Genomic DNA, 22,903 nt, shown 5'->3' on the forward strand with positions numbered 1-22,903 from the left:
ATGTCGAATCTCGCCTTCGAACGCAAGAACCTCATCCCCGACGACCAGGAAGCCGTCGACGTCGATGACCGCCGTCCCGGCCGCTGGGGCCTGGCGCTGGTGCTCGCCGGCTTCGGCGGTTTCGTGCTCTGGGCCATCCTGGCGCCCCTGGATGCCGGCGTGGTGGCCAACGCCACGGTCAACGTCACCGACAACCGCAAGACCATCCAGCATTTGGACGGCGGCTCGATCAAGGCCATCGCGGTGCGCGAAGGCGAAATGGTCAGGCAGGGCCAGACCCTGGTCGAACTGGACGCCACCCGGGCCATCGCCGAACAGGGCGTGGTCAGTGCCCAGTACATCGTGGTCAAGACCGTGGAAAACCGCCTGCAGGCCGAGCGCGACGGCCTGGACCAGGTAACCTTCGACCCGGCGCTGCTCGAACGCTTCGCCGGCGACCCGCGCCTCAATGCCTCGATCGCCCTGCAGCAGCGCCTGTTCGCCACCCGCCGCGCCGCCCTGACCGGTGAGGCCGGCATCCTCGAGGAGAACATCCGCGGCGCCGAGGAGCAGCTCAAGGGCCTGCGCCAGGTGCAGGGCTCGCGCTACGCGCAGATCAAGTTCCTGCGCCAGGAACTCGAGGGCGTGCGCAGCCTGGCCGCCGAAGGCTACGTCACCCGCAACCGCATGCTCGAACTGGAGCGCAATGCCGCCGAACTGAACGCCGCGCTGGCGCAGAACATCGCCGAGATCGGCGGCACCCGCAACCAGATCGCCGAGCTGAAGCTGCGCATCCTGCAGCTCACGCAAGACTTCCAGAAGGAGGTGCAGTCGCTGCTGACCGATGCCCAGAAGGAAGCCGCGGCCCTGGCCGACCGCCTGCGCTCGCTCGACTACCAGGTCGCCAACACGGTGATCCGCTCGCCGATCGACGGCGTGGTGCTCGGCCTCAACGTCTCGACCATCGGCGGGGTGATCCAGCCGGGCTCGACCATCATGGACGTGGTGCCGGCCCACGAGCCGCTGCAGGTGGACGCCATGGTGCCGGTCCAGGCCATCGACAAGATGGCGCCGGGACTGCCGGTGGACATCACCTTCCCCGCCTTCAACCATGCGCAGACGCCGAACATTCCCGGGCGCGTGCTGACCATCTCCGCCGACCGTCTGGTCGACGAGGCCAACAAGCAGCCCTACTACCTGGCGCAGGTCGAGGTCACCCCGGAGGGCATGGACAAGCTCGGCAGCAATCGCATCCGCGCCGGCATGCCGGCCACCGTGACGATAAAAACCGGCGAACGCAACCTGATGAGTTACCTGATGAAGCCTATGCTTGACCGGATCGACAGTGCCTTCAAGGAGCAGTGATATGGCGATTCGTCTTGCCCTGGTTTGCCTGGCCGGGATGGCCAGCCTGCCCGCAGCGGCCCTGGATCTGGAGGAAGCGTGGAACACCCTGCGTCTGCAGGGACCGGTATACCGCTCCGCCGCCCACGAACGCGACGCCGGCGTGGAGAACCGCACCCTGGGCCGCGCCGGCCTGCTGCCACAGATCAACGCCAGCGCCAGCAGGAGCAAGATCGACGGCACCCAGGAGTTCGGCAACTCGACGGACAACGACCTGGACTACGACTCGCAGAACCTCGCGGTGCAACTGCGCCAGCCGCTGTTCAACCGGCAGAAGATGGCCGAGTACCGCCAGGGCGAGCAGCGCGCCGGGTACAGCGAAGCGGTGTTCGATGCCAAGACCCAGAACGTCGCGGTACGCCTGGCCAGCCGCTACTTCGATGTGCTGCTGACCCGGGAAACCATCGACCTGGCCGACGCCAAGCTCAAGGCCTTCGAGCAGCAGGTGGCGGCCGCCAAGCGGCGCTTCGACCTGGGCGATGGCACCATCACCGACGTCGACCAGGCCACCGCCCGGCGCGACCTCGCCCTGGCCGAGCAGATCGAGGCGCGGGACAACCTGGCGATCGCCCTGCGCCTGCTGCAGGAGATGCTCGGCGAGATGCCCCGGCAGGTCGCCACCCTGCGCGGCGACTTCCCCACCCCCGGCCTGCACCCCAACAACCTGCAGGCCTGGCTGAGCAAGGCCCAGGCGAACAATCCGGCGCTGCGGGCCCGCCACTACAACCGCCGGGTGGCGGAGGAAGAAGTCAATCGTGCCAGCGGCGGCCACTGGCCGACCCTCGACTTCGTCCTCGGCTACACCAACAGCGAAAGCGACTCGATCACCACCATCGACCAGAAGAACCGCTACGCCTCGGTCGGCCTGGAGTTCAACATGCCGCTGTTCTCCGGCGGCGCGGTCAGCGCCCGGGTGCGCCAGGCCACGGCGAGCCGCGAGCAGGCCGGCGAAGACCTCAACGCCACCCGCGAGGAGGTGTTCTCCGCCACCACCCGCGAGTTCCGCGGGGTGCAGAGCGGCCCCGCGCGCATCAGCGCACTGCAGCAGGCCGTGGCCTCCAGCAAGCGGGCCCTGGATTCGGCGAAGAAAGGCTTCCTGGCCGGCTCCAGCACCAACGTCGACATCCTCAACGCCGAGGAGCAGGTGTTCCTCGCCCGTCGCGACCTGCTGGAGGCCAAGCTGCGCTACCTGATCTCACGCCTGCAACTGGCGGCCGCGGTGGGCCTGCTCGGCGACGACGACATCCGTCAGGCCAACGCCTACCTGGGACCGGAACTGGCGCTGAACCACTGAGCGAGCGGGGCGCCTGAGGGCGGCTCAGCGCCAGTGGCGCTCTTGCGTGCGGCGCCCCTGGCCGGCGCCGAACACCCAGGCGAGCATCAGCAGCAGCCCTTCGGTCGTCCAGGCCAGCAGCAAGGCGCTGGCGATTCCCCAGGCAATGGCCTGCGGCGCCAGCAGCACCTGGTAGCGATAGGCCCGGTAGGTCTCCGCCAGCAACTCGTCGTCCGCCGCCGTGGCCAGGTGCCACAGCTGGGCGTACCAGCCCCCCTGCATCGCACGCTCCTCCCGGGCGAGAAAGTGCGCCCGCTCGACCAACCCGGCGACGCTCTGCGCGTCGCTGCGCATCACCGGGTCAGCGCTCACCCGGTAGTGCGCGACCAGGGCCTGGAGATCGTCCTTGAAGAAACGCCGGGCCGTTTCGCGAAACCCCTTCAGGCCCTGCTCGGACTCCAGGCGGTGCGCCGCCACGCGCTTGCCGTAGTCGTCGATGAAGCCGGGCACCTGCACTCCGACCAACAGGCCCAGGGCGAACAGCGCCAAGCGCAGATAACTTCTCAACATGTCCCTATTCCCCTCTTCATCCGCCCCGCCTCGTGCCTCAGGCCACGCCCTGCGCCAGGCACTCGCCCGCGCGCCACAGGCGCCATTCGCCGGGCTGGTAACGGCTCCAGTTCTCGTTGTCGGTAAGCGGCTCGGTGGCCAGTACCGTGACCACGTCGTTGGGCGTGGTTTCGGCCTGGAAGTCCACCCGCAGATCGGCGTCCTTCAGTTGCGCCGGGCCGAACGGCGCGCGCCGGGTGATATGCGCCAGCTTGCTCGAGCAGAAGCTGAACAGCCAGTCGCCATCACTGAGCAGGCAGTTGAATACCCCCTGCCGGCGATAGGCCGCGCAGGCCTCGACCAGGCTCGGCAGCAGCTGCTCGAACGGCGCAGGCTCGGGAAACGCCAGGCGCAGGCGGTTGAGCAGATCACAGAAGGCCGCCTCGCTGTCGGTGTCGCCAACCGGCCGGTAGCAGCCCGCCGCCGGGCGGAAGGCCTGTAGCTGGCCGTTATGGGCGAAGCACCAGTTGCGCCCCCACATTTCGCGCACGAAAGGATGGGTGTTGGCCAGGCAGACGCGGCCGACATTGGCCTGGCGGATGTGGCCGATCACCACCTCGCTCTTGATCGGGTAGCGCTGCACCAACTGCGCCACTTCCGACTCGCTGCTGGCGCGCGGGTCCTGGAACAGGCGCAGGCCACGGCCCTCGTAGAAGCCGATGCCCCAGCCGTCGCGATGCGGGCCGGTGCGGCCGCCACGCTGCATCAGCCCGGTGAAGCTGAAGACGATATCGGTGGGTACGTTGGCGCTCATGCCGAGCAATTCGCACATGGCTATAGGCCTCCGGCCAGGGACTGGCGCAAGCGCGCCGCCTGGTGCTGAAGATGGGCCTCCAGGCGCTTGCGCCCCAGGGGCAGGAAGCGCGTCAGCGAGCGCCAGAGCAGTGCCGGCAGATCGCCGCAGCGGCGCGGAATCAGGTGCAGGTGCAGATGGGGCACGTGCTGGTTGGACGCCGGGCCGTCGTTGATCAGCAGGTTGATGCCGTCTACCCCGTAGCCCTCGGTGCGCAGCGCGGCGGCCATGCGCTCGGCCACGGCGAACAGGCCTTCACGGGCGCCGCCGGCCAGGTCCCTGAACAGCGGGGCGTGCTGGCGGCTGACCACCAGCAGGTGCGCCGGCCGCAGGGGGAAGGCATCCAGCAGGACGATGAAGTGCTCGTCCTCGTACAGCCGGTGGGCCGGCAGACGATTCTCGACTATCCCACAGAACACACAGCCCATACGCCCTCCTGGCGCGCAAAAACCCATGCTGGACCCCCGCCGCAGCAGGCGCAAACCGCTGCGCACGAGGCGTCGTCTCAGAGTCGCGGCTCGATCCGCAGACCGCGCTCACCCCGCGCCTCGCGCGGGCTGTCGGGGCGCTCGTCGCGGCCCTGCTCCATCAGTTCGCGCAGGGTGGGGGCCTGCTCGTCGGCGGTCTCGCGCGCCGGGCCGCGGCGCCGCTGCCACCAGCGCTCGATCGGCCAGCGAATGGCCACGAACAGCAGATACAGGGCGAAGGCGATCAGGCCGTACAGGGCCAGGTCGGCCACCGCCCGCCAGGCGTTGTTGCCCACCTTGAACAGCAGGTCCAGGGCGGTGATGGCGACCGCCGGGGCGAACAGTTCCTCGGCCGGGTCGACTATGCTCGGGGTCAGCAACAGCACCGCCACCAGCAGCCGCAGCGGCTCGCGCAGGTAGCGCCACATCCAGGCGGTCAGGCGGAACCACACCAGCAGGCAGCCGAGCGCCGCGACGGCGTAGGCGCTCCAGGCGAGTAGATAGTCGTTCTCGATCATAAAACCGTGGGTCCCTGGCATGGCGGGGCTTACAAAGGGGGGCTTATGATAGCGGCTTTTCCGCGGACCGGCGCCCCCGCCGTCCCCCGCAGCAGACTCCGGAGTAGCTGCATGACGCACGCCCCCATCGCCCGCACCGAACCCGGCGCCGATCCCTACCGCTGGCTGGAGCAACGGGATGCCGCCGAGGTGCTCGCCCATCTCCAGGCCGAGAACGCCTACCTGGAGGCCCAGATGGCCGGGCAGCGCGCGCTGCGCGAGGCGTTGTTCCAGGAGATCAAGGGCCGCATCCGCGAGACCGACCTGTCGCTGCCCTCGCCCTGGGGCCCCTACCTCTACTACCAGCGCACCACGGCGGGCGACGAGTACCCACGCCACTACCGCTGCCCGCGGCCGAGCGACGACAGCCTGCAGGTCGACGACGGCGCCGAACAGCTGCTGCTCGACCCCAACCAGCTGGCCGGCGGCGGCTACCTGTCGCTCGGCGCCTTCAGCATCAGCCCCGACCACCGGCGCCTGGCCTACAGCCTGGACAGCAGCGGCGACGAGACCTACCGGCTGTTCGTCAAGGAGCTGGACGACGGCAGCGTGCGCGAACTGCCGTTCGCCGATTGCGACGGCAGCATGACCTGGGCCAACGACAGCCAGACCCTGTTCTTCGGCGAGCTGGACGAGACCCACCGCCCGCACAAGCTGTACCGCCACCGCCTCGGCGACGCGAGCGCCGAGCTGGTGTTCCACGAACGCGACGGGCGCTTCTTCCTCAGTTGCTACCGCACCAGTTCCGAACGGCAGCTGGTGCTGCTGCTGGGCAGCAAGACCACCAGCGAGGCCTGGGTGCTGGATGCCGACACCCCGCAGCAGGCCTTTCGCTGCCTGGCACCCCGCGAGGAGGGCCACGAGTACTACCTCGACCACGGCCGGCTCGACGGCCACTGGACCTGGCTGATCCGCAGCAACCAGGCCGGCATCAACTTCGCCCTGTACTTCGCCCACGACCCCGCCGGCCAGGAGCGCACGCCGACCCGCGCGCACTGGCACCCACTGCGCCCGCACGACCCGCAGGTGATGCTCGAAGGCGTCAGCCTGAACCGCCGCGCCCTGGTCCTCAGCCTGCGCGAGGCCGGCCTGCCGGTGATCGAGGTGCATCCCCAGGGGCTGCCGCCCTACCGGGTGCAGCTGCCGGATGCGGCCTACAGCCTCTATGTACAGGACGCCCTGGAATTCGACAGCCCGGTGATGCGCCTGCGCTACGAGGCGCTCAACCGCCCGGCGCAGATCCGCCAGCTCGACCTCGTCAGTGGCGAGCAGCGGGTGCTCAAGGAGACCCCGGTGGAAGGGCCGTTCGACGCCGACGCCTATGCCAGCCAGCGCCTGTGGGCCACGGCGGCGGACGGCACCCGGGTGCCCATCAGCCTGGTGGCCCGCCGCGAGGTGCTCCAGGGCGGGCAGCCCGCCCCGCTCTATCTCTATGGCTACGGCGCCTACGGCGAGAGCCTCGACCCCTGGTTCTCCCATGCCCGCCTGAGCCTGCTCGAACGCGGCTTCGTCTTCGCCATCGCCCATGTACGCGGCGGCGGCGAGCTGGGCGAGGCCTGGTACCGCGCCGGCAAGCTGGAGCACAAGCACAACAGCTTCGACGACTTCATCGCCTGCGCCGAGCACCTGATCGCCAGCGGCTACACCCGTCCCGAACGGCTGGCCATCAGCGGCGGCAGCGCCGGCGGCCTGCTGATCGGCGCGGTGCTCAACCTGCGCCCCGAGCTGTTCGCCGCCGCCATCGCCGAGGTGCCCTTCGTCGACGTGCTCAACACCATGCAGAACCCCGACCTGCCGCTGACCGTCACCGAGTACGACGAGTGGGGCGACCCCCACGAGCCCCAGGTATTCGAGCGGATCAAGGGCTACGCACCCTACGAGAACGTCAGGGCCCAGGCCTACCCGGCGATCCTTGCAGTGGCTGGCTACAACGACAGCCGCGTGCAGTACTGGGAGGCGGCCAAGTGGGTGGCCAAGCTGCGCGCGACCCGCACCGACGACCGCCTGCTGCTGCTCAAAACCGACCTCGACGCAGGCCATGGCGGCATGAGCGGGCGCTACCAGGCGCTGCGCGACGTGGCCCTGGAGTATGCTTTCCTGCTCAAGGTGCTCGGGATCGATGGCGCCTGAGTGCGGGCCCGGTCACAGCTTCCGGCGGACGGCCGTTGGCAATCCCCTGGCGGCCCGCTAACGTCGTGCCTGTACCCTTTCTTCTTGCCGGACAGCCCCAGAGTTCCCATGCCCGACAACAGCCACCTGATCGATGAAATCCGCGACATGCTGCTGGACTGCGGCATGTTCCATAACCTGCTGCCGGCCGAACTGCTCAACGCGGCCGGCTATTTCAACATCAGCCAGTACGACCCGGACGCCATCATCTGCAGCGAGGGCGATGCCGGTTCCTTCATGTGCATCATCCACTTCGGCGCGGTATCGATTCGCAAGACCAATTCCAGCGGCGAAATCGTCGAGCTGGCCAAGCTGCGCAGGGGCCGCGCCTTCGGCGAGATGGCCGTGCTGGACGGCGAGCGGCGCTCGGCCAGCTGCGTGGCGGTCAGCGACTGCACCCTGCTGGTGCTGGCCAAGGATTCGCTGGAGAGGATGCTGCAGGAGGCGCCCAAGTCGGCGGCCAAGATCATCCGCGCCATCGCCGTGGCCATGTCCAAGCGCCTGCGCATGGTCGACGGGCAGATGGTCGAGCAGCAGCTCTGATCAGTCGCCGCCCTGCCGGCCCCGGCTGTTGCGCTGCAATTGCTGCTCCAGCAGCGGCAGCCGGCCGTCCCCGGGCGGCGGCGCGGCGAGTGGCGGGCTGAGCGGACCGCCGCGGTTGCCCGTGCCGTCGTTGAGCAGCGGCAGATTGTGCGGCGCGGTGCCCAGGGGCCGGGGAGGCTGCGGCTGACTGAAGGGTTGCGGGGTGGCGGTACCGGGCGATCCGGCGGGCCGCTCCTGGGGGCCTGCCGGGCGGTAGTCCTGCGCCGCGAGCGTCGCGCCCCAGAACAAACCCAGGCACAGCCAGGCGCGCGGGAACGACCCCATCGGCCACCTCCATCGTCGAGACTCAGAATTTGGGCCGCGACAACGCCGATTAGTGCCGCGCAGACGGTTCTCGCCGACGGTCGGCCGGACTAAACTGCAAGCAAGCCCGCCTCCCACCACGGAACAGATCATGAGCACGGACAAATCCCCCTCGCCCACCGGCAAACTCGACCGCATCCTCGCCGAAGCCCAGCGCAGCCGCGAGGAAGGCTACCGGGACAAGGCGCTGAAGATGTACCCCCATGTCTGCGGCCGCTGTGGTCGCGAGTTCTCCGGCAAGCGCCTGAGCGAGTTGACGGTGCACCACCGCGACCACAACCACGACAACAACCCCCAGGACGGCTCCAACTGGGAGCTGCTGTGCCTGTACTGCCACGACAACGAACACTCGCGCTACACCGACCAGCAGTATTTCAGCGAAGGCTCCACCGCCAGTCCCCAGGGCCCCAAGGCGACCCACAAGGCCTTCGCCGACCTCGCCGCGCTGCTGAAGCACAAAGACTAGCCCGGCCCGGCCCGCGCCCCCTTATACTGGCGCCCTTTGCTCGAGGGGCCAGTCCGTGGCGAACAAGAGATACAGCTGCATCGGTCTGTTCAACCCCAAGTCGCCGGAGAACGTCGGCGCGGTGATGCGCGCCGCCGGCTGCTACGGGGTGAGCTCGGTGTTCTACACCGGCAAGCGCTACGAGCGCGCCCGCGACTTCGTCACCGACACCAAGCAGGTGCACCTGGACATCCCGCTGATCGCCATCGACGACCTGCAGAAGATCATCCCCCTGGGCTGCACCCCGGTCGCCGTGGAACTGGTGGAGGGCGCCCGGCCGCTGCCCGAGTACACCCACCCGGATCGGGCGATCTACATCTTCGGCCCGGAAGACGGCTCGCTGGACAAGCACATCCGTGCCTGGTGCGAGGACGTGGTGTACGTGCCGACCAACGGCTGCATGAACCTCGCCGCCACGGTCAACGTGGTGCTCTACGACCGCCTGGCCAAGGGCAACAACACCCGGTCCGGGGCGCAGTACTAGAGCGCTTCAGGCGCGCCGCTCGGTCAGTGCCAGGCCGATGCCCATGGCCATGATCAACACCCCGGCGCCGCTCTGCTGCCAGCGGCGCCAGGCCGGCCGATTGCCCAGACGACTGCCGAAGTGCCCGCACAGCAGCGCCACCGCGGCATTCACCAGGGTGCCGCACAGGCTGAAGAACAGACCGAGCAGGAGCATCTGCCCGACGAAGCCCGGCGCAGCGGGGTTGGCGAACTGGGGCAGGAAGGCGAGGAAGAACAGCGCCACCTTGGGGTTGAACAGGTTCACCAGCACGCCCTGGCAGAACACCCGAGACAGGCTGGCCGGCGCCAACGCCTGGCTGCCGGACTCGCGCCAGGCCGCGCGGACCAGCTGCACGCCCAGCCAGATCAGGTAGAGCACCCCGGCCCACTTCACCAGGCTGAAGGCCAGCGCCGACATCATCAGCAAGGCCGACAGGCCGAAGGCGGCCGCCAGGGCATGCACCAGGCAGCCGGTGCCGATCCCCAGGCTCGACACCAGCCCGGCCAAGGTGCCCTGGGCGCCGGCGCGCGAGGCGATGTACAGCATGTCCGGCCCGGGCGTCAGGTTCAGCGCCAGGGTCGCAGCGAGAAACAGGCCGAAATGTTCGATCTCAAGCATGGCGCAGCAACCTCCAGCACCGGGTCGTCATGGGATGGCCGGACAGCGCCGGCCCCTTGCGGGCCTCAGCGCAGCAGCCGGGTATCCAGCACCTTGGACGGTCCGCCCATGACGCTTTCGCTGATGGCGATCAGATCCTGGGTGCTGACCTTGTCCAGACGCATCAGGCCGCGGGTGACGTCGTCCAGCGAGCGCGGCTGGCTGTCCTTGGTGGCCTGGCGGATCTCGCGGTCCAGCTCCTGCAGCAGCAGCACCGCCCGGGCCGTGACCGGGCCGGTGGAGCGCTTGCCGCGCAGGCTCTTGACCGGCTTGCTCCAGCGGCTCAGCTGCTGGCGAATCTTCTGGTAGCGCTCCTCGCTCAGGCCACCGGCGCGGCGCATCATCTCGATGGCGTAATACTCGGCCAGGCCCTCGACGACCCAGTCGCTGCGGTCGCGCTGGCTGATGCGGCTGAATACGTGTACCAGCTCGTGCACCAGGGAACTGGTGCCGTTCTCGCTGACCAGCGGGCGATCGGCATGCATGTAGTAGGAGTTGGTCGCCGACAGGCCGCCGCGCCACATCGGGTCGTCGGCGCCGACGATCAGCAGCTTGGCCGGGTCCCGTGGGAACACCGCCTGCATCTGCGGCCAGACGAAGGTCAGCAGGGTGAGGATGTCCATCCGCCGCATGCCCTCGCCGACCGGCGCCGCCACCGTCACCTCGGTCTCGCCGAGCTTGGCCCGGCGCGTGCCGATCTTGCCGGCGACTATCCAGCCGGTGGGGCGGTCGAACTTGCGCAGCGGGTTGTCGATGCGGAACCTGTTCTTGCCGATGCGCGGCCAGCCGGTCTCGACCCCGCGCCAGCCCTCGGGCAGGTCGAACTGCAGGCGCGCGACCAGCTCGGTCTTGTCCTCCTGGCGCAGCCTGGCGCTGGGCACCAGGTCGTCGCCGCGCAGCAACGCCCAGTCGGGCGTCATGCGCGCGTCATAGTGCTCGCCGTTGCGCAGGTGGCTGACGCGCACCCGGTAGCTCAGCTTCGCCCGCCCCTTGGCCGGCTGCCACAGCCCGCGCTCGGGGCTGTCCTGGGTCCACTGGCCGTCGGCGGCGAAGTCCGAGTAGGCGCCCTCCTCGCCCAGGTCGAAATCCAGGCCGAGCACCCGCTCGCCCTTCTCCAGGGTCAGGCTGACCTCGGCCTGGTCGCTGTCCGGGAGGAATTTCACCCGGTAGTCCAGGTCGACCCGTTCGGCGGCCCACAGCGGGGCGGCGGACAGCAACAGGGCGACGGACAACAGGCTGGAGCGAATCGGCATGGGGCGGTTTCCTTGACCAGAGGAGCGGCGCGGTACACGGACCGGCGCGGCTCGAGCGTTTTCCCGACGGTGGAGCGTTACGCTTGCACAAAGCCGGCGGGGCTGCAACGGCGCCCGGCGGCGTGCGCCTAGCCGGCGCGGAAGATCAGATGCTCTTCCCAATCGTCCTCGGCGACGCTGTGCTCGCTGAGCATGCGTCCGGCCTGGGAGATGCGCTCGACATGTACCGCCTGGGGGTCACCGCAGACCAGGTGGTGCCACAGCGGCAGATCCTTGCCCTCGCTGACCAGGCGGTAGGCGCAGGTCGGCGGCAACCACTGGAACTGGTCGGCCTGGGCGGGGGTGAGCTGGATGCAGTCGGGGACGAAGCGCGCACGATTGGCGTAGTCCGTACAGCGGCAACTGTCGAGATCGAGCAGCTTGCAGGCGATGCGCGTGTAGTAGACGCTGCCGTCGTCCTCGTCCTCGAGCTTCTGCAGGCAGCACAGGCCGCAGCCGTCGCACAGCGATTCCCACTCGTCCTGGTCGAGCTGGGCGAGGGTCTTGCGTTTCCAGAAGGGTTCGACTTTCGCGGCCATGGCAGGGGGTACGGTTGAGGACAAACGGGGCGGCAGTCTAGCGTGGCGCCCGCCGCCGGCCAAGGGCGCCTCGCCGAACGGCGCCGGCTAGTAGCCCCGGATGAAGTCCACCTGGCCGCGCAGCGCCTGCCCGCCGCGCCAGCGTTTCAGGTTGTCGAGGAACAGCCGCGCCATCAGCCGCGGATCGGTCGGTGCCGAGCTGTGTCCGGTGAGCAGCAGGCGTGGCGCGGTCCAGAACGGATGCCCGGCCGGCAGGGGCTCCTGGCGGCAGACGTCGATCACCGCGCCGGCCAGCCGGCCCCGTTGCAGGGCCGCGACCAGGTCGGCGTCGACCACCGCCGCGCCGCGACCGGCGTTGATCAGCACGGCGCTGGGCTTGAGCCGGCCCAGCAGTGCGGCATCGTAGACGTCGCGGGTGGCCGGGGTATCCGGCAGCAAGTTGACCAGGTAGTCGGCGTCGGCGGCCAGGCGCGGCAGCGCCTCCATGCCGGCCACCGCGACGAAGGGCGCCAGCTCCCGTGCCTGGCTGGCCACGCCGAACAGCTCGACGCCGAAGGGGGCGAGGAACTGCGCCACGCTCTGGCCGATGTCGCCGCAACCGACGATCAGCACCCGGCGCCCGGCCAGGCTGCGCGGCAGGCTGCTGTCCCAGCGCTGCTCGGCCTGGGCGGCCTGGCGCGCGAACAGCCGGCGCTCATGGGCCAGCAGGTGGCCCAGCACATATTCGGCCATCACCTGGCCGAAGATGCCCACGGCGCGGCTCAACCGGTAGTCCCGCGGCAGCTCCGGCGCCAGCAGGGGCGTGATGCCGGCCCAGGTCGACTGCAGCCACTGCGGCCTGTGTCCCGCGGCCAGCAGGGCGGCGAGCAGGTCGGGCTGGCCCAGCCACAGCGGGCAGCCGTCGGCCCAGCGTGCCAACTCGGCGGGGTCGGCGCTGCCGCGCAGCTCCAGCTCCGGCGCGGCCTGGCGCAGCAGTTCGGCGTAGGTGGTGTGGGCGCCTTCGGCGATCAGCAGGTGCATGGGTGGCGGCTCCTCGGCCAGGGTTGCTCAGACCGGGTCGTTGCGCCGCAGCAGCTCGTCCGGCAGGTGCTCGATGTAGTCCTCCTCGGCCGGCGGCATCTGCAGGTGGAAACCCTGCTGCTCGAGGTTGTCGAGCACCTTGTGAATGTCCTCGCGGGCCAGCTGGCGCTCCGGGGTCAGCACCATGTCGAAGCTGTGGATCGGCGGGCCGAAGGCCGCCAGCAGGTTCTCGGGCACACGCTTGAGCGCATCGCTCTTGAGCACGTAGAGGTACATCTCGTTCTTGCGCGGGCTTTTGTAGATCGAGCAGATGCGCTTCACGCGGGGTCTCCTTCGGCGGCCAGGCAGTCGAGCAGGGCCTGGCCCATCAAGTCGCGGCGCCAGCCGCGCAGGGCGTCCGGCAGTTCATAGGGGCCATGGGGGTAGCCGCTTTTCAGCAGGGCCTCGAGGGTCTTCTTGCGCAACATCAGCTCCGGGGCGATGTCCAGCCGCTCGGCCTGGCGCTGGCCGATGGCGCGCAGCTTCTTCAGCAGTGCCGCGGCCTCCACCGGCAACGGCTCGGGCAGCGCCTCGGGCCAGTCGGCCGGCGACGTGGCGGCGGCGTCCTTGATCAGCTGCAACAGGGTCTCGCCGTCCTGGCGCACGGTCTTGGGATGCATGTCGTCGATCCGCGCCAGGACCACCAGGTTGTCCGGCTGGCTACGCGCCAGGGGCCACAGCGAATGCTCGCGGATGATGCGGTTGCGCGGCTGGTCGCGCGCCCGCGCCTCGCGCTCGCGCCAGGCGCACAACGCACGCAGTACCGCCAGTTGCTGACGGGACAGCTTCCAGGCCAGCTTGGCCTCGCGGTAGAGCTCCTGCGGGTCGACCTCGCGGCCCAGGTTGGCCACCAGTTCGGCGCCGTCCTCCAGCACCCAGGCGTTCTTCTGCGGCGACAGGCGCTGCTGCAGGGCCAGGTAGATCTCCGCCAGGTGCAGCACATCCTCGGCGGCGTAGCTGACCTGGGTCGCCGACAGCGGTCGCTGCAGCCAGTCGGAGCGGGTCTCGCCCTTGGGCAGCTCGATGTTCAGCACCGCCTGCACCAGGCGCGAGTAGCCCATGGAGAACCCCAGGTTGAGGTAGCCGGCGGCCAGCTGGGTGTCGAACAGCGGCGCCGGCAGGCTGCCGGTCAGGCGCTGGAAGACCTCCAGGTCCTCGCTGCAGGCGTGCAGCACCTTGACCACCGCCGGGTCCGCCAGCAAGGCGGCGAACGGTTGCCAGTCGCCGATCTGCAAAGGGTCGATCAGGTAGGCCCGCTCGCCCTCGCTGACCTGCAGCAGGCCGGCGATCGGGTAGAAGGTGTCGACCCGCATGAACTCGGTGTCCAGGGCCACGAACGGCAATCGCCGCCAGTCGGCGCAATGCCGCGCCAGGCTGGCGTCGTCAAGAATCCAGTGAATATCGATAGCCACGCGGCACTCCCATCAAGAATACCGCGCAGTATATATCGCCCTCGGCCCTTGCCGGGCATCGCGGCGGCAAAGGGGCACACGCGCTGCACGATCTGTGTAATCTGGCGCCCCGCGCCACCCGCCGGCTTCAGCACAAGGAACGCCCACGATGAACACACCCCTCGGCCTGCTCGCCCTGGCAATCGCCGCCGGCGCCGCCTACCTGGCCGTCACCCCAAGTCCCATCGAGCCGCTGGCCTGGCAGGCACCGCCGGCCCCGGCCATGACCGGCGTGCTGGAGCCGAACGACACCCTGATGAAAGCCGAGCTGATCGGCAAGGGCCAGCTGCCGGGGCCGGAGGACAGCGCCGTGGACGCCCAGGGCCGGCTCTACAGCGGCCTGCAGGACGGCCGCATCGTGCGCATCGACGCCGACGGCGCCGTGGCGACCTTCGTCGACACCGGCGGCCGCCCGCTGGGCATGGACTTCGATGCGGCCGGCAACCTGATCGTCGCCGACGCCTACAAGGGCCTGCTGAGCATCGACCCGCAGGGGCGCATCGAGGTGCTGAGCACCGAGGCCGCCGGGGTGCCCTTCAAGTTCACCGACGACCTGGCGATCGCCCGCAACGGCCGCATCTACTTCAGCGATGCCTCCTCGCGCTTCGAGCAGCCGGACTACCTGCTCGACCTGCTCGAGGCCCGCCCCCACGGTCGCCTGCTGCGCTACGACCCGCAGACCGCGACGACCGAGGTGCTGCTCGAGGACCTGTACTTCGCCAACGGCGTGGCGCTGTCGGCGGACGAGGACTTCGTGCTGGTCAACGAGACCTACCGCTACCGCATCACCCGCTACTGGCTCGAGGGCGACCAGGCCGGCACCGCGGACACCTTCATCGACAACCTGCCGGGCCTGCCGGACAATCTGCAGGGCGACGGCGCCGGCACCTTCTGGGTCGCCCTGCCGTCGCCGCGCAAGGCCGACGCCGACCTGCTGCACCGTCACCCCTGGGTCAAGGCGCAGCTGGCCAAGCTGCCCCGGGCGCTGTGGCCCAAGGCCATTCCCTACGGCCTGGTCATCGCCCTCGATGAGCGGGGCGAGATCGTCCGCAGCCTGCACGACACCAGCGGCAGCCACCTGCGCATGATCACCTCGGCCAAGCCGGTGGGCGACTACCTGTACCTCGGCAGCCTGGACAACGACCGCATCGGCAGGCTGCGGATTCGCTGAGGCCCGCCGGCGACGCGCCCAGGTCGGATTCCTGGCCGCTCAGCCGAGCTTCTCGGCGATCCACAGGGTGTGGCGGGTGCCGCGGTTGCCGTGGGCGTAGACCTGCACCTCCTCCACCCTGAAACCGGCCCGGCGCACCCGCTCGCCGAACGGGCGGTCGGCACTGGCCGACCACACCGCCAGCCGGCCCCTGGGCCGCAGCGCCTGATGGCACTGGCGCAGGCCCGCGGCCGAATACAGCCAGCCGTTGCCCTTCTGGGTCAGCCCCTCGGGGCCGTTGTCGACATCCAGCATGATCGCGTCATAGGCCTGGCTGGCACGCTGCAGCAGCTTGGCGACATCCTCCAGCACCACCCGGGTGCGCGGATCGCGCAGCGGATAACCGGCCTTGGCTCCCAGCGCCCCGCGGTTCCACTCCACCACCCCCGGCACCAGCTCGGCCACCGTCACCTCGGCATCCGTCCCCAGGTGCTGCAGCGCCGAGGCCAGGGTGAAGCCCATGCCCAGGCCGCCGATCAGCGCCCGCACCTGCGGGCGACTCGCCACCTGCTGGCAGGGAATCGCCGCCAGGGCATCCTCGGAACCGTGCATGCGGGTGTTCATCAGCTGGCCGCCGTCGCCGCCGGCGATCTTGATCACGAAGTCCTCGCCGTACTCGAACAGGCACAGCGCGCCGGCGTTGTCGGGAATCTCAACCGTATCCAGCAGTACGAAGCGCTTCATGGCGATCTCGCGGCAGCCCAAGTGAAAGAGGGCGCCACGATACAGCAGCCGGACGCCCGCCACAGCAGTAGGTCGCCTGCCCATGCTGCGGCGGGGCGGCCGGCTCAGTCGCGGAGCGCCGCGGTGGCCCCGCCCTCGGTCTTCCACTGCTCGATACCGCCGCGCAGGTAGCGGGCGCGCAGCCCCAGGCCGCCGAGGTACGCGGCGACGCCCTGGCTGACCTCGTGGCCGTGCACGCAGTACACCACCACCTCGGCCGCGCCGGGCAACGCCGCGGCCCAGTCCGCGACGGCCTCGGGCTGGCGCCGCAACGCGCCGGGAATGACCTGCGGACTGGCGTCGAACGCCGGCTGGCGACGCACGTCGCACAGCAGCGGCGGCCGGGCCGACGCCAGCAGGGCCTGCAACTCGGCGACGGCAACGGCTTCAGCCATGACCGTTCACCGCAGGCCGCGATGAGAATGTCCCATACGCCCTCCTCTATTACCGCGCCGGAATCTATCGACGGGCCATCCCCAGCCTAGCCCATGCGCTTTTCCTCCGCCGCGCTCCCGGGTTTATGATGCCCCTGCCCCTTCCGACTCAGGATGCCCGTCATGCCCCTCGCCCAGCTGATCACCCCCGCGGCCCTCGCCCTGCGCCTGGAGCAGGACGGGCCGCCGCTGATCCTCGACTGCCGCTTCGCCCTCGACGACCCGAGCTACGGCCAGCGCAGCTATGCCGCCGGGCATATCCCCGGCGCGCAGTTCGCCGACCTGGAGCAGCACCTCTCCGGCCCAGTACGCCAGGGCGTCACCGGCCGCCACCCGTTGCCGGACCCCAAGGTCCTGCTCGAACGCCTGCGCCAATGGGGCCTGCGCCAGGACAGCCAGGTGGTGCTGTACGACGACGGCCCCGGCGCCTTCGCCGCCCGCGCCTGGTGGCTGCTGGCCTGGCTCGGCAAGCGCGACGGCGTCTACCTCCTCGACGGCGGCCTCAAGGCCTGGCACAAGGCCGGCCTGGGCCTGAGCCACGAGCAGCCGGACCCGGTCCGCGGCGACTTCAGCGGCGAGCCCGACGAGGGCCTGCTGGTCAGCGCCAGCCGGCTGCAACAGCGCCTCGGCAGCAGCGACCTGACCCTGCTCGACGCCCGCGCTTTGCCGCGCTTTCGCGGCGAGGTGGAACCGCTGGACCCGGTGGCCGGGCACATTCCCGGCGCCCGCTGCGCGGCCTTCAGCGACAACCTGGACAGCGACGGCCACTTCCTCCCGGCCGAGCAGCTGCGCCAGCGCTTCGCCGCGCAGCTGGGAGCGCGCCCGGCCGACGGACTGGTGGCCTACTGCGGCTCCGGTGTCACCGCGTGCCACAACCTGTTCGCCCTGTGCCTGGCCGGCTATCCGCTGGCCGCGCTCTATGCCGGCTCCTGGAGCGAATGGATCACCGATCCCGGCCGCCCCGTGGCCAGCGGCGACTGAACCGCGCCCGGCTAAGCACCAAGCGGAATATGGGCAATAACCGAAAGCCGAAAACAATTTAAAAACAGCTCTTTACAGCTCAAAGGTCGCACTAGACTTGAACATGAGCGGCTAACCCCCGCTCCCGGTGGGGTCTTTAGAGAACAAGCAGAAGCTGCCACGCGCCACGGCCCCACCGGCCATTTTTCGCGAGGGCTCTATGGGAATCGCCGCCTGCGAGTTGCGCCAGCACGTCATCCGCCCCACCCTGGTCTACCTGGGCCGCCACTCGGTCTGCGCCGAAGCCCTGCTGCTGGGCGCCGCCGCCAGCCAATCGGGCCTCGGCAGCGCCCTCGACGACCGCCATGGCCATGGCCTGTACCGCATCGCCGAGGGCCGCCACCAGCACCTGTGGGACCTGCACCTGGCCCGCGATCCAGACCTCGCCAGCCAGGTGCGCGGTCTCGCCAGCCAGCATGCCTTCCTCGCCGCGCCGCACCTGGAACTGACGGTCAACCTGCGCTATGCCACCGCCATCGCCTGGCTGCTGATCGAGGTGGAAAACCTCGTCCTGCCCGCGGCGGACGACCTGCTCGGCCTGGCCCTGGTCTGGCGCCGGGTATTCCAGCCCAACGGCCAGCCCGGGACCTTCATCGAGGCCTGGCAACGCTGCGTCGGCAGCGTCAGCCGGGTGGCCTGAGCCCGCCAACGCCCCGACGGCCGACCGCCCGGGAGTGACCCAGCGCCGCCAATTCGGCGGCCCGTTTGCGCTACACTCGCGCGGCGTCGACAACTACAAGAACAGCCGCGTGGGACACACCATGACCACAGTCTGCACCGCCCTGCCCGACCAGCTGCGCCTGCTGCTGGTGGATGATCACCGCATCTTCCTCGATGGCCTGAGCCTGGCCCTCGCCCCGCTATGCCCGGACCTGCAGGTACAAACCGCACACTCCGCCGCCGAGGCCGAAGCCCAGCTGCGGCGGCAGGATTTCGACCTGGTCCTGCTGGACCTGCGCCTGCCCGATCTGCCCGGCCTCGAACTGCTGCAACGCTGGCAACGCCAGGGACGCATGACCCCGGTGGCGATTCTCAGCGCCAGCGACTCCAGCCTGGAGGCCCAGGCCGCGCTGGCCGCCGGCGCCCTGGGCTTCATTCCCAAGAGTGCCGACGGCGACGACCTGCGCGGCGCCGTGACCCGCGTGCTGCTCGGCGAGACGCTGCCGCCCCCCGCCGGCGAGAAGCCGCAACTCACCCCGCGGCAGCAGGAGATTCTCCTGTTGCTGGCCGACGGCCTGCCGAACAAGGCCATCAGCCGCCGTCTCGGGGTGGCCGAGGACACGGTCAAGACCCACCTCAAGACGCTGTTCCAGGAACTGGCCGTGCACACCCGCACCGCCTGCGTCAACGCAGCGCGCCAGCGTGGCTGGCTCTAACCCTAGGCGTCGGGCAGCACGGCCGCGGATGGCGCGACGGCCGCCGCGGTGCCTGGCAGCAGGACCGTCAGGACCTGGCGCAGGCGGGCCGGCAACAGCGGTTTGCCGAGCAGGGTGGCATGGGCCGGAATGCAGCGTTCCTGCAGTTCCGGGCAGACATCGGCGCTGATCAGCAGCGCCGGCACCATCCAGCCGCTCGCCTCGCGCAGTCGTTCGAGGGCGATCAGGCCGTCCTCCGCCGCGCCCAGGCGATAGTCGCTGATCAGCAGCTGCGGCCGCGCCTCGTCCAGGCACGCCAGCGCCTCGGGCAACCCGGCACAGGCCCAGACCTGGCACCCCCAGCGCCGCAACAACCCGGCCAGCGCCTCGCGGCCGGCGCCGTCGTCCTCCAGCAGCAGGATGCGCCCGCCCAGCGCCGCGCCGCCAACTGCGGCCGCCGGTGCGGCGCCGGCATCCGCGCGCGGCAGACGCAGGCTGAAGCGCGCCCCCTGCCCCGGCGCCGAGTCCAGTCGTAGCGGATGCTCCAGCAGCTGCGTCAGCTGCCGGACGATGGCCAGCCCCAGGCCCAGGCCATGCTCGGCGTTGCGTCCGGGATTGCCCAGCTGGCGGAACTCCTCGAACACCTGGGTCTGCTCCTCCTGACTCAGGCCGCGACCGTCGTCGGCCACCTCCAGCAGCACCGCCCCGGCCTCCTCCCGGGCACGCAGCCAGACCCGCCGCGCCTGGGCATGGCGCAGGGCATTGACCAGCAGGTTGCGCAGTACCCGCTCCAGCAGCAGCGGGTCGCTGCTCACCCAGAGTTCGCTGCAGTCCAATCGCAGCTCGATGCCCTGGGCCCTGGCCTGGTCTGCGGTTTCCCCGCTCAGGCGCTCGAGCATGGGCCGCAGGGCGAAGGCCTGCGGCCTGACCGGCACGCCCCCCGGCAGGGTCAGGCGGCTGTAGTCCAGCAGCGACTGCAGCAGGCGGCTGAGCTGCTCGACCGAGGTCGCCAGGCGGCCGCAGACCTGGCGCGTGGCCGGCTCGCGGCTCTGCTCCAGCAGGTGCTGGGCATACAGGCCCATGGCGTTGAGCGGCTGGCGCAGATCGTGGCTGGCGGCGGCCAGCAGGCGCAGCTTGCGCGCATCGTCGGCCTCGGCGCGCTGGCGCGCCAGGTCGAGCAGGCGCATGTTCAGCCAGGCGCCGCGCTGGCCGTGCTCCTGCAGGTAGGCGCCGCCGCTGCCGATCAGGTTGGCGCAGATCAGGAACAGGGCCTGATAGCCCAGGTCCGCGCCCGCCTCGGTCAACAGCACGCCCAGCAGCAGGTACAACAGGCAGAAGCCCCAGGCCGCCAGGCTGATGGCCCGGAACGACACGCCGAGCAGCACGTAGCCGAACAGCAGGATGAGGAACAGGCCGTCGTAGGGCATGGCCGCGCCCTGGGCCCAGCACAGGTGGATCATCGCCACCACGCAGCCGCCGTTGAAGGCGTAGGCGCCGGTGTAGGCCAGCTGGGTACCGCCCAGGGCGCTCTGCGGGCGGCGGCAGTAGGCGCAGGCCAGCAGCACGGCGCCGATCCCCAGCAGGCGCAGCGGCAGTATCGACAGGCCCACGTCCAGCGGCATCAGGCTCAGGTCCAGGCCGGCGTAGATCGCCTGGAAGGCGATGGCGATGCCGGCGATCAGCCACAGGCGCCGGCGAATGCGTTGCACCCGGTGTTCGACGAAGCCCTGCTCCAGGGCGGCGACAAAACGCAGGCGGGCGTAGCCACGGCGTTGTTGCGCCAGCAGCAGGCGCTCCTCGTCCTGCAGGCTCATCGCCTGACGCCCCGCACAGGCGCCCCTGACTCAGGGCGTGCTCGCGGCGCCCTCCCGCTGCTTAGCGGCAATCGCATCATAGGTATCCACCCGGTGCAGGTCTTCGACATCGAACAGGCGTTGGCGCAGGCGCTGCCGCTCCCGTTCGCGGTCGCTCGCGCTGAGCCCCTGGCCCTGCAGGCCCGCCAGCTCATCCCGGTAGGCGGCGTAGCGCTGCTGCCAGGCCCGCTCGCGGCGTTGCTCGTCGAGCAGGCGCTCGACCGTGGGCGGATCATAGGCCATGGCGAGCGCCTGCCGCACCTGTTCCTCGCCGGCGCCCTCGCGCCACAGCCGCTCGCTCTCGGCCTGCTGGGCCAGCGCCAGCTGCTGGCGCTCCTCGCTGGCCCGCAGCGCCTCGGGCAGCTGCTCGCCCAGGCGCTCCTGCGCCGCGGCGCGGCTCTGCTCGCTCAAGTCTTCGCGGCCGAGCAGCGCCAGGTTGTCCAGGGTGTAGCGGGCATAGGCTTCCTCGGCGCCGAACAGCGCCTCCAGCGCAGCGGCGGAGAAATGCGCGCGCCGCAGCTGCGCCAGGCTGTCGAACGCCTGGCGCAGGGCGGCCAGCTGCGCCTGCGGTTCGACCTGTTGCTGCGCGCTCAGCGGCTGTTGCAGCAACGCCAGGCTGGCGCGCTTGTAGTCCAGATAGTCGCCCAGCAGGCCCACCAGCTGGCCCAGCGCCGGCTCCTGCAGGCGACTGCCGGCATCGGCCAGCAGCGCCGCGACCGCCGGTTCCAGGCCCAGCCGGTCGGCGCTGCTGAGGAAATAGTCGAAGTAGTCGCGCACCCCGAGGCCGAGCAGCAGGTTGCCACGGCCGTCGATGCGCAGCTGGCCATCGACCTCGGTGTCGGCCATCGCCGGCACCGGGAGTCGCGGCGCCGGGCGCCGTTGCTCGACGGCCAGCACCGGCGCCGGCGAGGAAGCAGGGTTCGTGCTCGGCGGTTCGGCCAGCGGCGCCACCGCCGACGGCAGGGTCGCCGCCGGCCATTGCCAGTAGAGGGTCAGGGCGACGGCGGCGAGCGCCAGGGCGGCCATGAGGGGATAGCGTACAGACGAGGGCATGGGGACCTCCTGAGGGCGGACGGCCGCGCCGCCCGCCCATGCGGCAAGGGTCAGACGCCCTTGTTCTTCAGCCGGTTGGCATGCTGGCGGTACAGCGACACCGGGTCGGTCCAGCCACGGATACCGAACAGGTGGTTGATCGCGTCGGCATGGTTGAGGTGGTAGCTGTCGCCGAGCACCTGGCCCAGGTAGGTCGAGCAGACGCCGACCAGGCCGTCGTTCTTCTCGCCGCCGAAGGCCAGGCCGGTGGTCGCCAGCAGCGGGTCGGTGGCATCGAAGATATTGGTGAAGGCGGTGTTGCCGGTCCAGGAGAAGTAACGGATGGCGTGGCCGCGCACGTTGTGCAGCTCGCTGGACTTGGCGCAGTAGCTGGCGTTGTTCACGCCCCAGGGGTGGCGGCTGTTGAGCGCCGCGGTGCCCGGCGTGGTCAGGGTTTCCAGGGAGGCCAGCGGGTCCTGGCTGTTGTTGCTGCCCGACAGCAGGTTGATGAAACCGCCCAGCGCGGCGGCGATGGCGGCGGCACCGCCCTCGATGGCGCTGTCGGCCGGCACCACCCCGCGTACCACGTCGGCCACCTTCGAGCCCTTGTTGACGCCATTGACCGAGGTCACCGAGGCCACCAGGTCGGGGCGCAGCGAGGCGGCCACCCGCGCGGTCGGCGAGCCCTGGCTGTGGCCGATCAGGTTGACCTTGCCGCCGCCTGCCGCCGCCCAGGGCAGGATCTGCCGGGCCAGTTCGGCGCCGCGCTGCTCGCTGTCGTTGAACGCGGCGACGCTGGCGACATAGACCTTGGCACCGTCGCGCTCCAGGTTCCAGGGGATGCTGTGGAAGTAGTTGACCAGGCCACCGAGGCTGCTGAAGCCGGAGATGCCGTGCACCAGCACGATGGGGTACTTGGTCTGGGTGTAGCCGGCCTGGGCCTCGACGGCGCCAACCAGGGCCAGAGCGGCCAAAGCGGAAGTGAAAACGCGACGCATGGGTGCCTCCTTATGATTCTTGTGGGCACGCCGGGAAACTGCGTCCGGCGTGCCACGAGTCTAAGGAGCTGCAGGGCCCCGCCCCATCGCCCAGATGGGTGAAACCCCGGCGG

26 protein-coding genes are annotated in these 22,903 nt (G+C 70.1%); 10 read left to right on the forward strand and 16 right to left on the reverse strand.

Annotated features, from left to right (window positions below):
• Together I0D00_RS04970 and I0D00_RS04975 are read left to right on the forward strand one after the other, a co-directional pair.
• Entirely contained in the window at nt 1-1,344 is a 1,344-nt protein-coding gene (locus tag I0D00_RS04970) for an HlyD family type I secretion periplasmic adaptor subunit (RefSeq protein WP_213638632.1), read from the forward strand.
• A 1-nt stretch (nt 1,345) separates the two neighbouring features.
• Nucleotides 1,346-2,677, forward strand: coding sequence for a TolC family outer membrane protein (locus tag I0D00_RS04975; RefSeq protein ID WP_213638633.1), 1,332 nt, complete (start codon nt 1,346-1,348; stop codon nt 2,675-2,677).
• Between the two features lie 24 nt (nt 2,678-2,701).
• Here the strand turns inward: I0D00_RS04975 and I0D00_RS04980 are convergent, their stop codons facing one another.
• The 4 genes from I0D00_RS04980 to I0D00_RS04995 form a co-directional block, all read right to left on the reverse strand.
• Nucleotides 2,702-3,226 carry a DUF2937 family protein gene (locus I0D00_RS04980; RefSeq protein ID WP_213638634.1) on the reverse strand — a complete coding sequence of 175 codons (525 nt, stop codon included), beginning with the start codon at nt 3,224-3,226 and terminating at the stop codon, nt 2,702-2,704.
• A gap of 37 nt (nt 3,227-3,263) precedes the next feature.
• Entirely contained in the window at nt 3,264-4,037 is a 774-nt protein-coding gene (locus I0D00_RS04985; RefSeq protein ID WP_213638635.1) for a class II glutamine amidotransferase, read from the reverse strand.
• Between the two features lie 2 nt (nt 4,038-4,039).
• Nucleotides 4,040-4,486, reverse strand: coding sequence for an HIT family protein (locus I0D00_RS04990; RefSeq protein WP_213638636.1), 447 nt, complete (start codon nt 4,484-4,486; stop codon nt 4,040-4,042).
• A gap of 77 nt (nt 4,487-4,563) precedes the next feature.
• Complete coding sequence (locus I0D00_RS04995) at nt 4,564-5,043, reverse strand: MFS transporter (protein WP_213638637.1); 480 nt, start codon at nt 5,041-5,043, stop codon at nt 4,564-4,566.
• Between the two features lie 111 nt (nt 5,044-5,154).
• Between I0D00_RS04995 and I0D00_RS05000 the strand changes: the two genes are divergently transcribed.
• Both I0D00_RS05000 and I0D00_RS05005 read left to right on the forward strand, forming a co-directional pair.
• Nucleotides 5,155-7,212 carry a S9 family peptidase gene (locus I0D00_RS05000; RefSeq protein WP_213638638.1) on the forward strand — a complete coding sequence of 686 codons (2,058 nt, stop codon included), beginning with the start codon at nt 5,155-5,157 and terminating at the stop codon, nt 7,210-7,212.
• A 108-nt stretch (nt 7,213-7,320) separates the two neighbouring features.
• Nucleotides 7,321-7,794: a cyclic nucleotide-binding domain-containing protein gene (locus I0D00_RS05005; protein WP_213638639.1), complete on the forward strand. Its 474-nt coding sequence runs from the start codon at nt 7,321-7,323 to the stop codon at nt 7,792-7,794.
• Here the strand turns inward: I0D00_RS05005 and I0D00_RS05010 are convergent, their stop codons facing one another.
• On the reverse strand, nt 7,795-8,118 hold the full coding sequence (locus tag I0D00_RS05010; RefSeq protein ID WP_213638640.1) for a hypothetical protein: 324 nt from the start codon (nt 8,116-8,118) through the stop codon (nt 7,795-7,797).
• 130 nt (nt 8,119-8,248) lie between these two features.
• Here I0D00_RS05010 and I0D00_RS05015 point away from each other — a divergent pair, with 130 nt between their 5' ends.
• Nucleotides 8,249-8,623 (forward strand): YajD family HNH nuclease, encoded by a 375-nt coding sequence (locus tag I0D00_RS05015; RefSeq protein WP_213638641.1) that lies wholly within the window; start codon nt 8,249-8,251, stop codon nt 8,621-8,623.
• A gap of 55 nt (nt 8,624-8,678) precedes the next feature.
• Complete coding sequence (locus tag I0D00_RS05020) at nt 8,679-9,146, forward strand: RNA methyltransferase (RefSeq protein ID WP_213638642.1); 468 nt, start codon at nt 8,679-8,681, stop codon at nt 9,144-9,146.
• A 6-nt stretch (nt 9,147-9,152) separates the two neighbouring features.
• On the opposite strand, the gene I0D00_RS05025 is transcribed toward I0D00_RS05020, so the two are convergent.
• The 6 genes from I0D00_RS05025 to rnd all read right to left on the reverse strand — a co-directional run bounded on the left by I0D00_RS05025 (nt 9,153) and on the right by rnd (nt 14,126).
• Nucleotides 9,153-9,785 carry a LysE family translocator gene (locus I0D00_RS05025; protein ID WP_213638643.1) on the reverse strand — a complete coding sequence of 211 codons (633 nt, stop codon included), beginning with the start codon at nt 9,783-9,785 and terminating at the stop codon, nt 9,153-9,155.
• 65 nt (nt 9,786-9,850) lie between these two features.
• Nucleotides 9,851-11,077, reverse strand: a complete 1,227-nt coding sequence (locus I0D00_RS05030; protein WP_213638644.1) for a hypothetical protein — start codon at nt 11,075-11,077, stop codon at nt 9,851-9,853.
• 128 nt (nt 11,078-11,205) lie between these two features.
• Nucleotides 11,206-11,655, reverse strand: a complete 450-nt coding sequence (locus I0D00_RS05035) for a YcgN family cysteine cluster protein (RefSeq protein WP_213638645.1) — start codon at nt 11,653-11,655, stop codon at nt 11,206-11,208.
• 87 nt (nt 11,656-11,742) lie between these two features.
• Entirely contained in the window at nt 11,743-12,675 is a 933-nt protein-coding gene (locus I0D00_RS05040) for a D-2-hydroxyacid dehydrogenase (protein WP_213638646.1), read from the reverse strand.
• A 27-nt stretch (nt 12,676-12,702) separates the two neighbouring features.
• Nucleotides 12,703-12,996, reverse strand: coding sequence for a YcgL domain-containing protein (locus I0D00_RS05045; RefSeq protein ID WP_213638647.1), 294 nt, complete (start codon nt 12,994-12,996; stop codon nt 12,703-12,705).
• Nucleotides 12,993-14,126, reverse strand: coding sequence for a ribonuclease D (gene rnd / locus I0D00_RS05050; RefSeq protein ID WP_213638648.1), 1,134 nt, complete (start codon nt 14,124-14,126; stop codon nt 12,993-12,995). The genes I0D00_RS05045 and rnd overlap by 4 nt, the downstream gene beginning before the upstream one ends.
• A 148-nt stretch (nt 14,127-14,274) precedes the next feature.
• Here rnd and I0D00_RS05055 point away from each other — a divergent pair, with 148 nt between their 5' ends.
• Complete coding sequence (locus tag I0D00_RS05055; protein WP_213638649.1) at nt 14,275-15,336, forward strand: SMP-30/gluconolactonase/LRE family protein; 1,062 nt, start codon at nt 14,275-14,277, stop codon at nt 15,334-15,336.
• A 39-nt stretch (nt 15,337-15,375) separates the two neighbouring features.
• On the opposite strand, the gene I0D00_RS05060 is transcribed toward I0D00_RS05055, so the two are convergent.
• Both I0D00_RS05060 and I0D00_RS05065 read right to left on the reverse strand, forming a co-directional pair.
• Nucleotides 15,376-16,059 carry a spermidine synthase gene (locus tag I0D00_RS05060; RefSeq protein WP_213638650.1) on the reverse strand — a complete coding sequence of 228 codons (684 nt, stop codon included), beginning with the start codon at nt 16,057-16,059 and terminating at the stop codon, nt 15,376-15,378.
• 104 nt (nt 16,060-16,163) lie between these two features.
• A complete protein-coding gene (locus tag I0D00_RS05065; RefSeq protein ID WP_213638651.1) occupies nt 16,164-16,493 on the reverse strand; it encodes a rhodanese-like domain-containing protein in 330 nt (109 codons plus the stop codon).
• A gap of 162 nt (nt 16,494-16,655) precedes the next feature.
• Between I0D00_RS05065 and I0D00_RS05070 the strand changes: the two genes are divergently transcribed.
• The 3 genes from I0D00_RS05070 (at nt 16,656) to I0D00_RS05080 (ending at nt 18,928) form a co-directional block, all read left to right on the forward strand.
• Nucleotides 16,656-17,513, forward strand: a complete 858-nt coding sequence (locus I0D00_RS05070; RefSeq protein ID WP_213638652.1) for a sulfurtransferase — start codon at nt 16,656-16,658, stop codon at nt 17,511-17,513.
• Nucleotides 17,514-17,712: 199 nt separating this feature from the next.
• Nucleotides 17,713-18,192 carry a hypothetical protein gene (locus I0D00_RS05075; RefSeq protein ID WP_213638653.1) on the forward strand — a complete coding sequence of 160 codons (480 nt, stop codon included), beginning with the start codon at nt 17,713-17,715 and terminating at the stop codon, nt 18,190-18,192.
• A gap of 121 nt (nt 18,193-18,313) precedes the next feature.
• Nucleotides 18,314-18,928 (forward strand): response regulator transcription factor, encoded by a 615-nt coding sequence (locus I0D00_RS05080; RefSeq protein WP_213638654.1) that lies wholly within the window; start codon nt 18,314-18,316, stop codon nt 18,926-18,928.
• 2 nt (nt 18,929-18,930) lie between these two features.
• Here the strand turns inward: I0D00_RS05080 and I0D00_RS05085 are convergent, their stop codons facing one another.
• Genes I0D00_RS05085 through I0D00_RS05095 form a run of 3 tightly spaced genes read right to left on the reverse strand, consistent with a single transcriptional unit; the run spans nt 18,931 to nt 22,790 of the window.
• A complete protein-coding gene (locus I0D00_RS05085; protein WP_213638655.1) occupies nt 18,931-20,721 on the reverse strand; it encodes an ATP-binding response regulator in 1,791 nt (596 codons plus the stop codon).
• A 30-nt stretch (nt 20,722-20,751) separates the two neighbouring features.
• Nucleotides 20,752-21,813, reverse strand: coding sequence for a lipase secretion chaperone (locus I0D00_RS05090; protein ID WP_246533173.1), 1,062 nt, complete (start codon nt 21,811-21,813; stop codon nt 20,752-20,754).
• Between the two features lie 50 nt (nt 21,814-21,863).
• The gene (locus tag I0D00_RS05095; protein ID WP_213638656.1) at nt 21,864-22,790 is read right to left on the reverse strand and encodes an esterase/lipase family protein; all 927 of its coding nucleotides are present in this window, start codon (nt 22,788-22,790) and stop codon (nt 21,864-21,866) included.
• Nucleotides 22,791-22,903 lie beyond the last annotated feature (113 nt).

The sequence above is a fragment of the Pseudomonas lalucatii genome (genome assembly GCF_018398425.1).
Taxonomy (GTDB): Bacteria; Pseudomonadota; Gammaproteobacteria; order Pseudomonadales; family Pseudomonadaceae; genus Aquipseudomonas; species Aquipseudomonas lalucatii.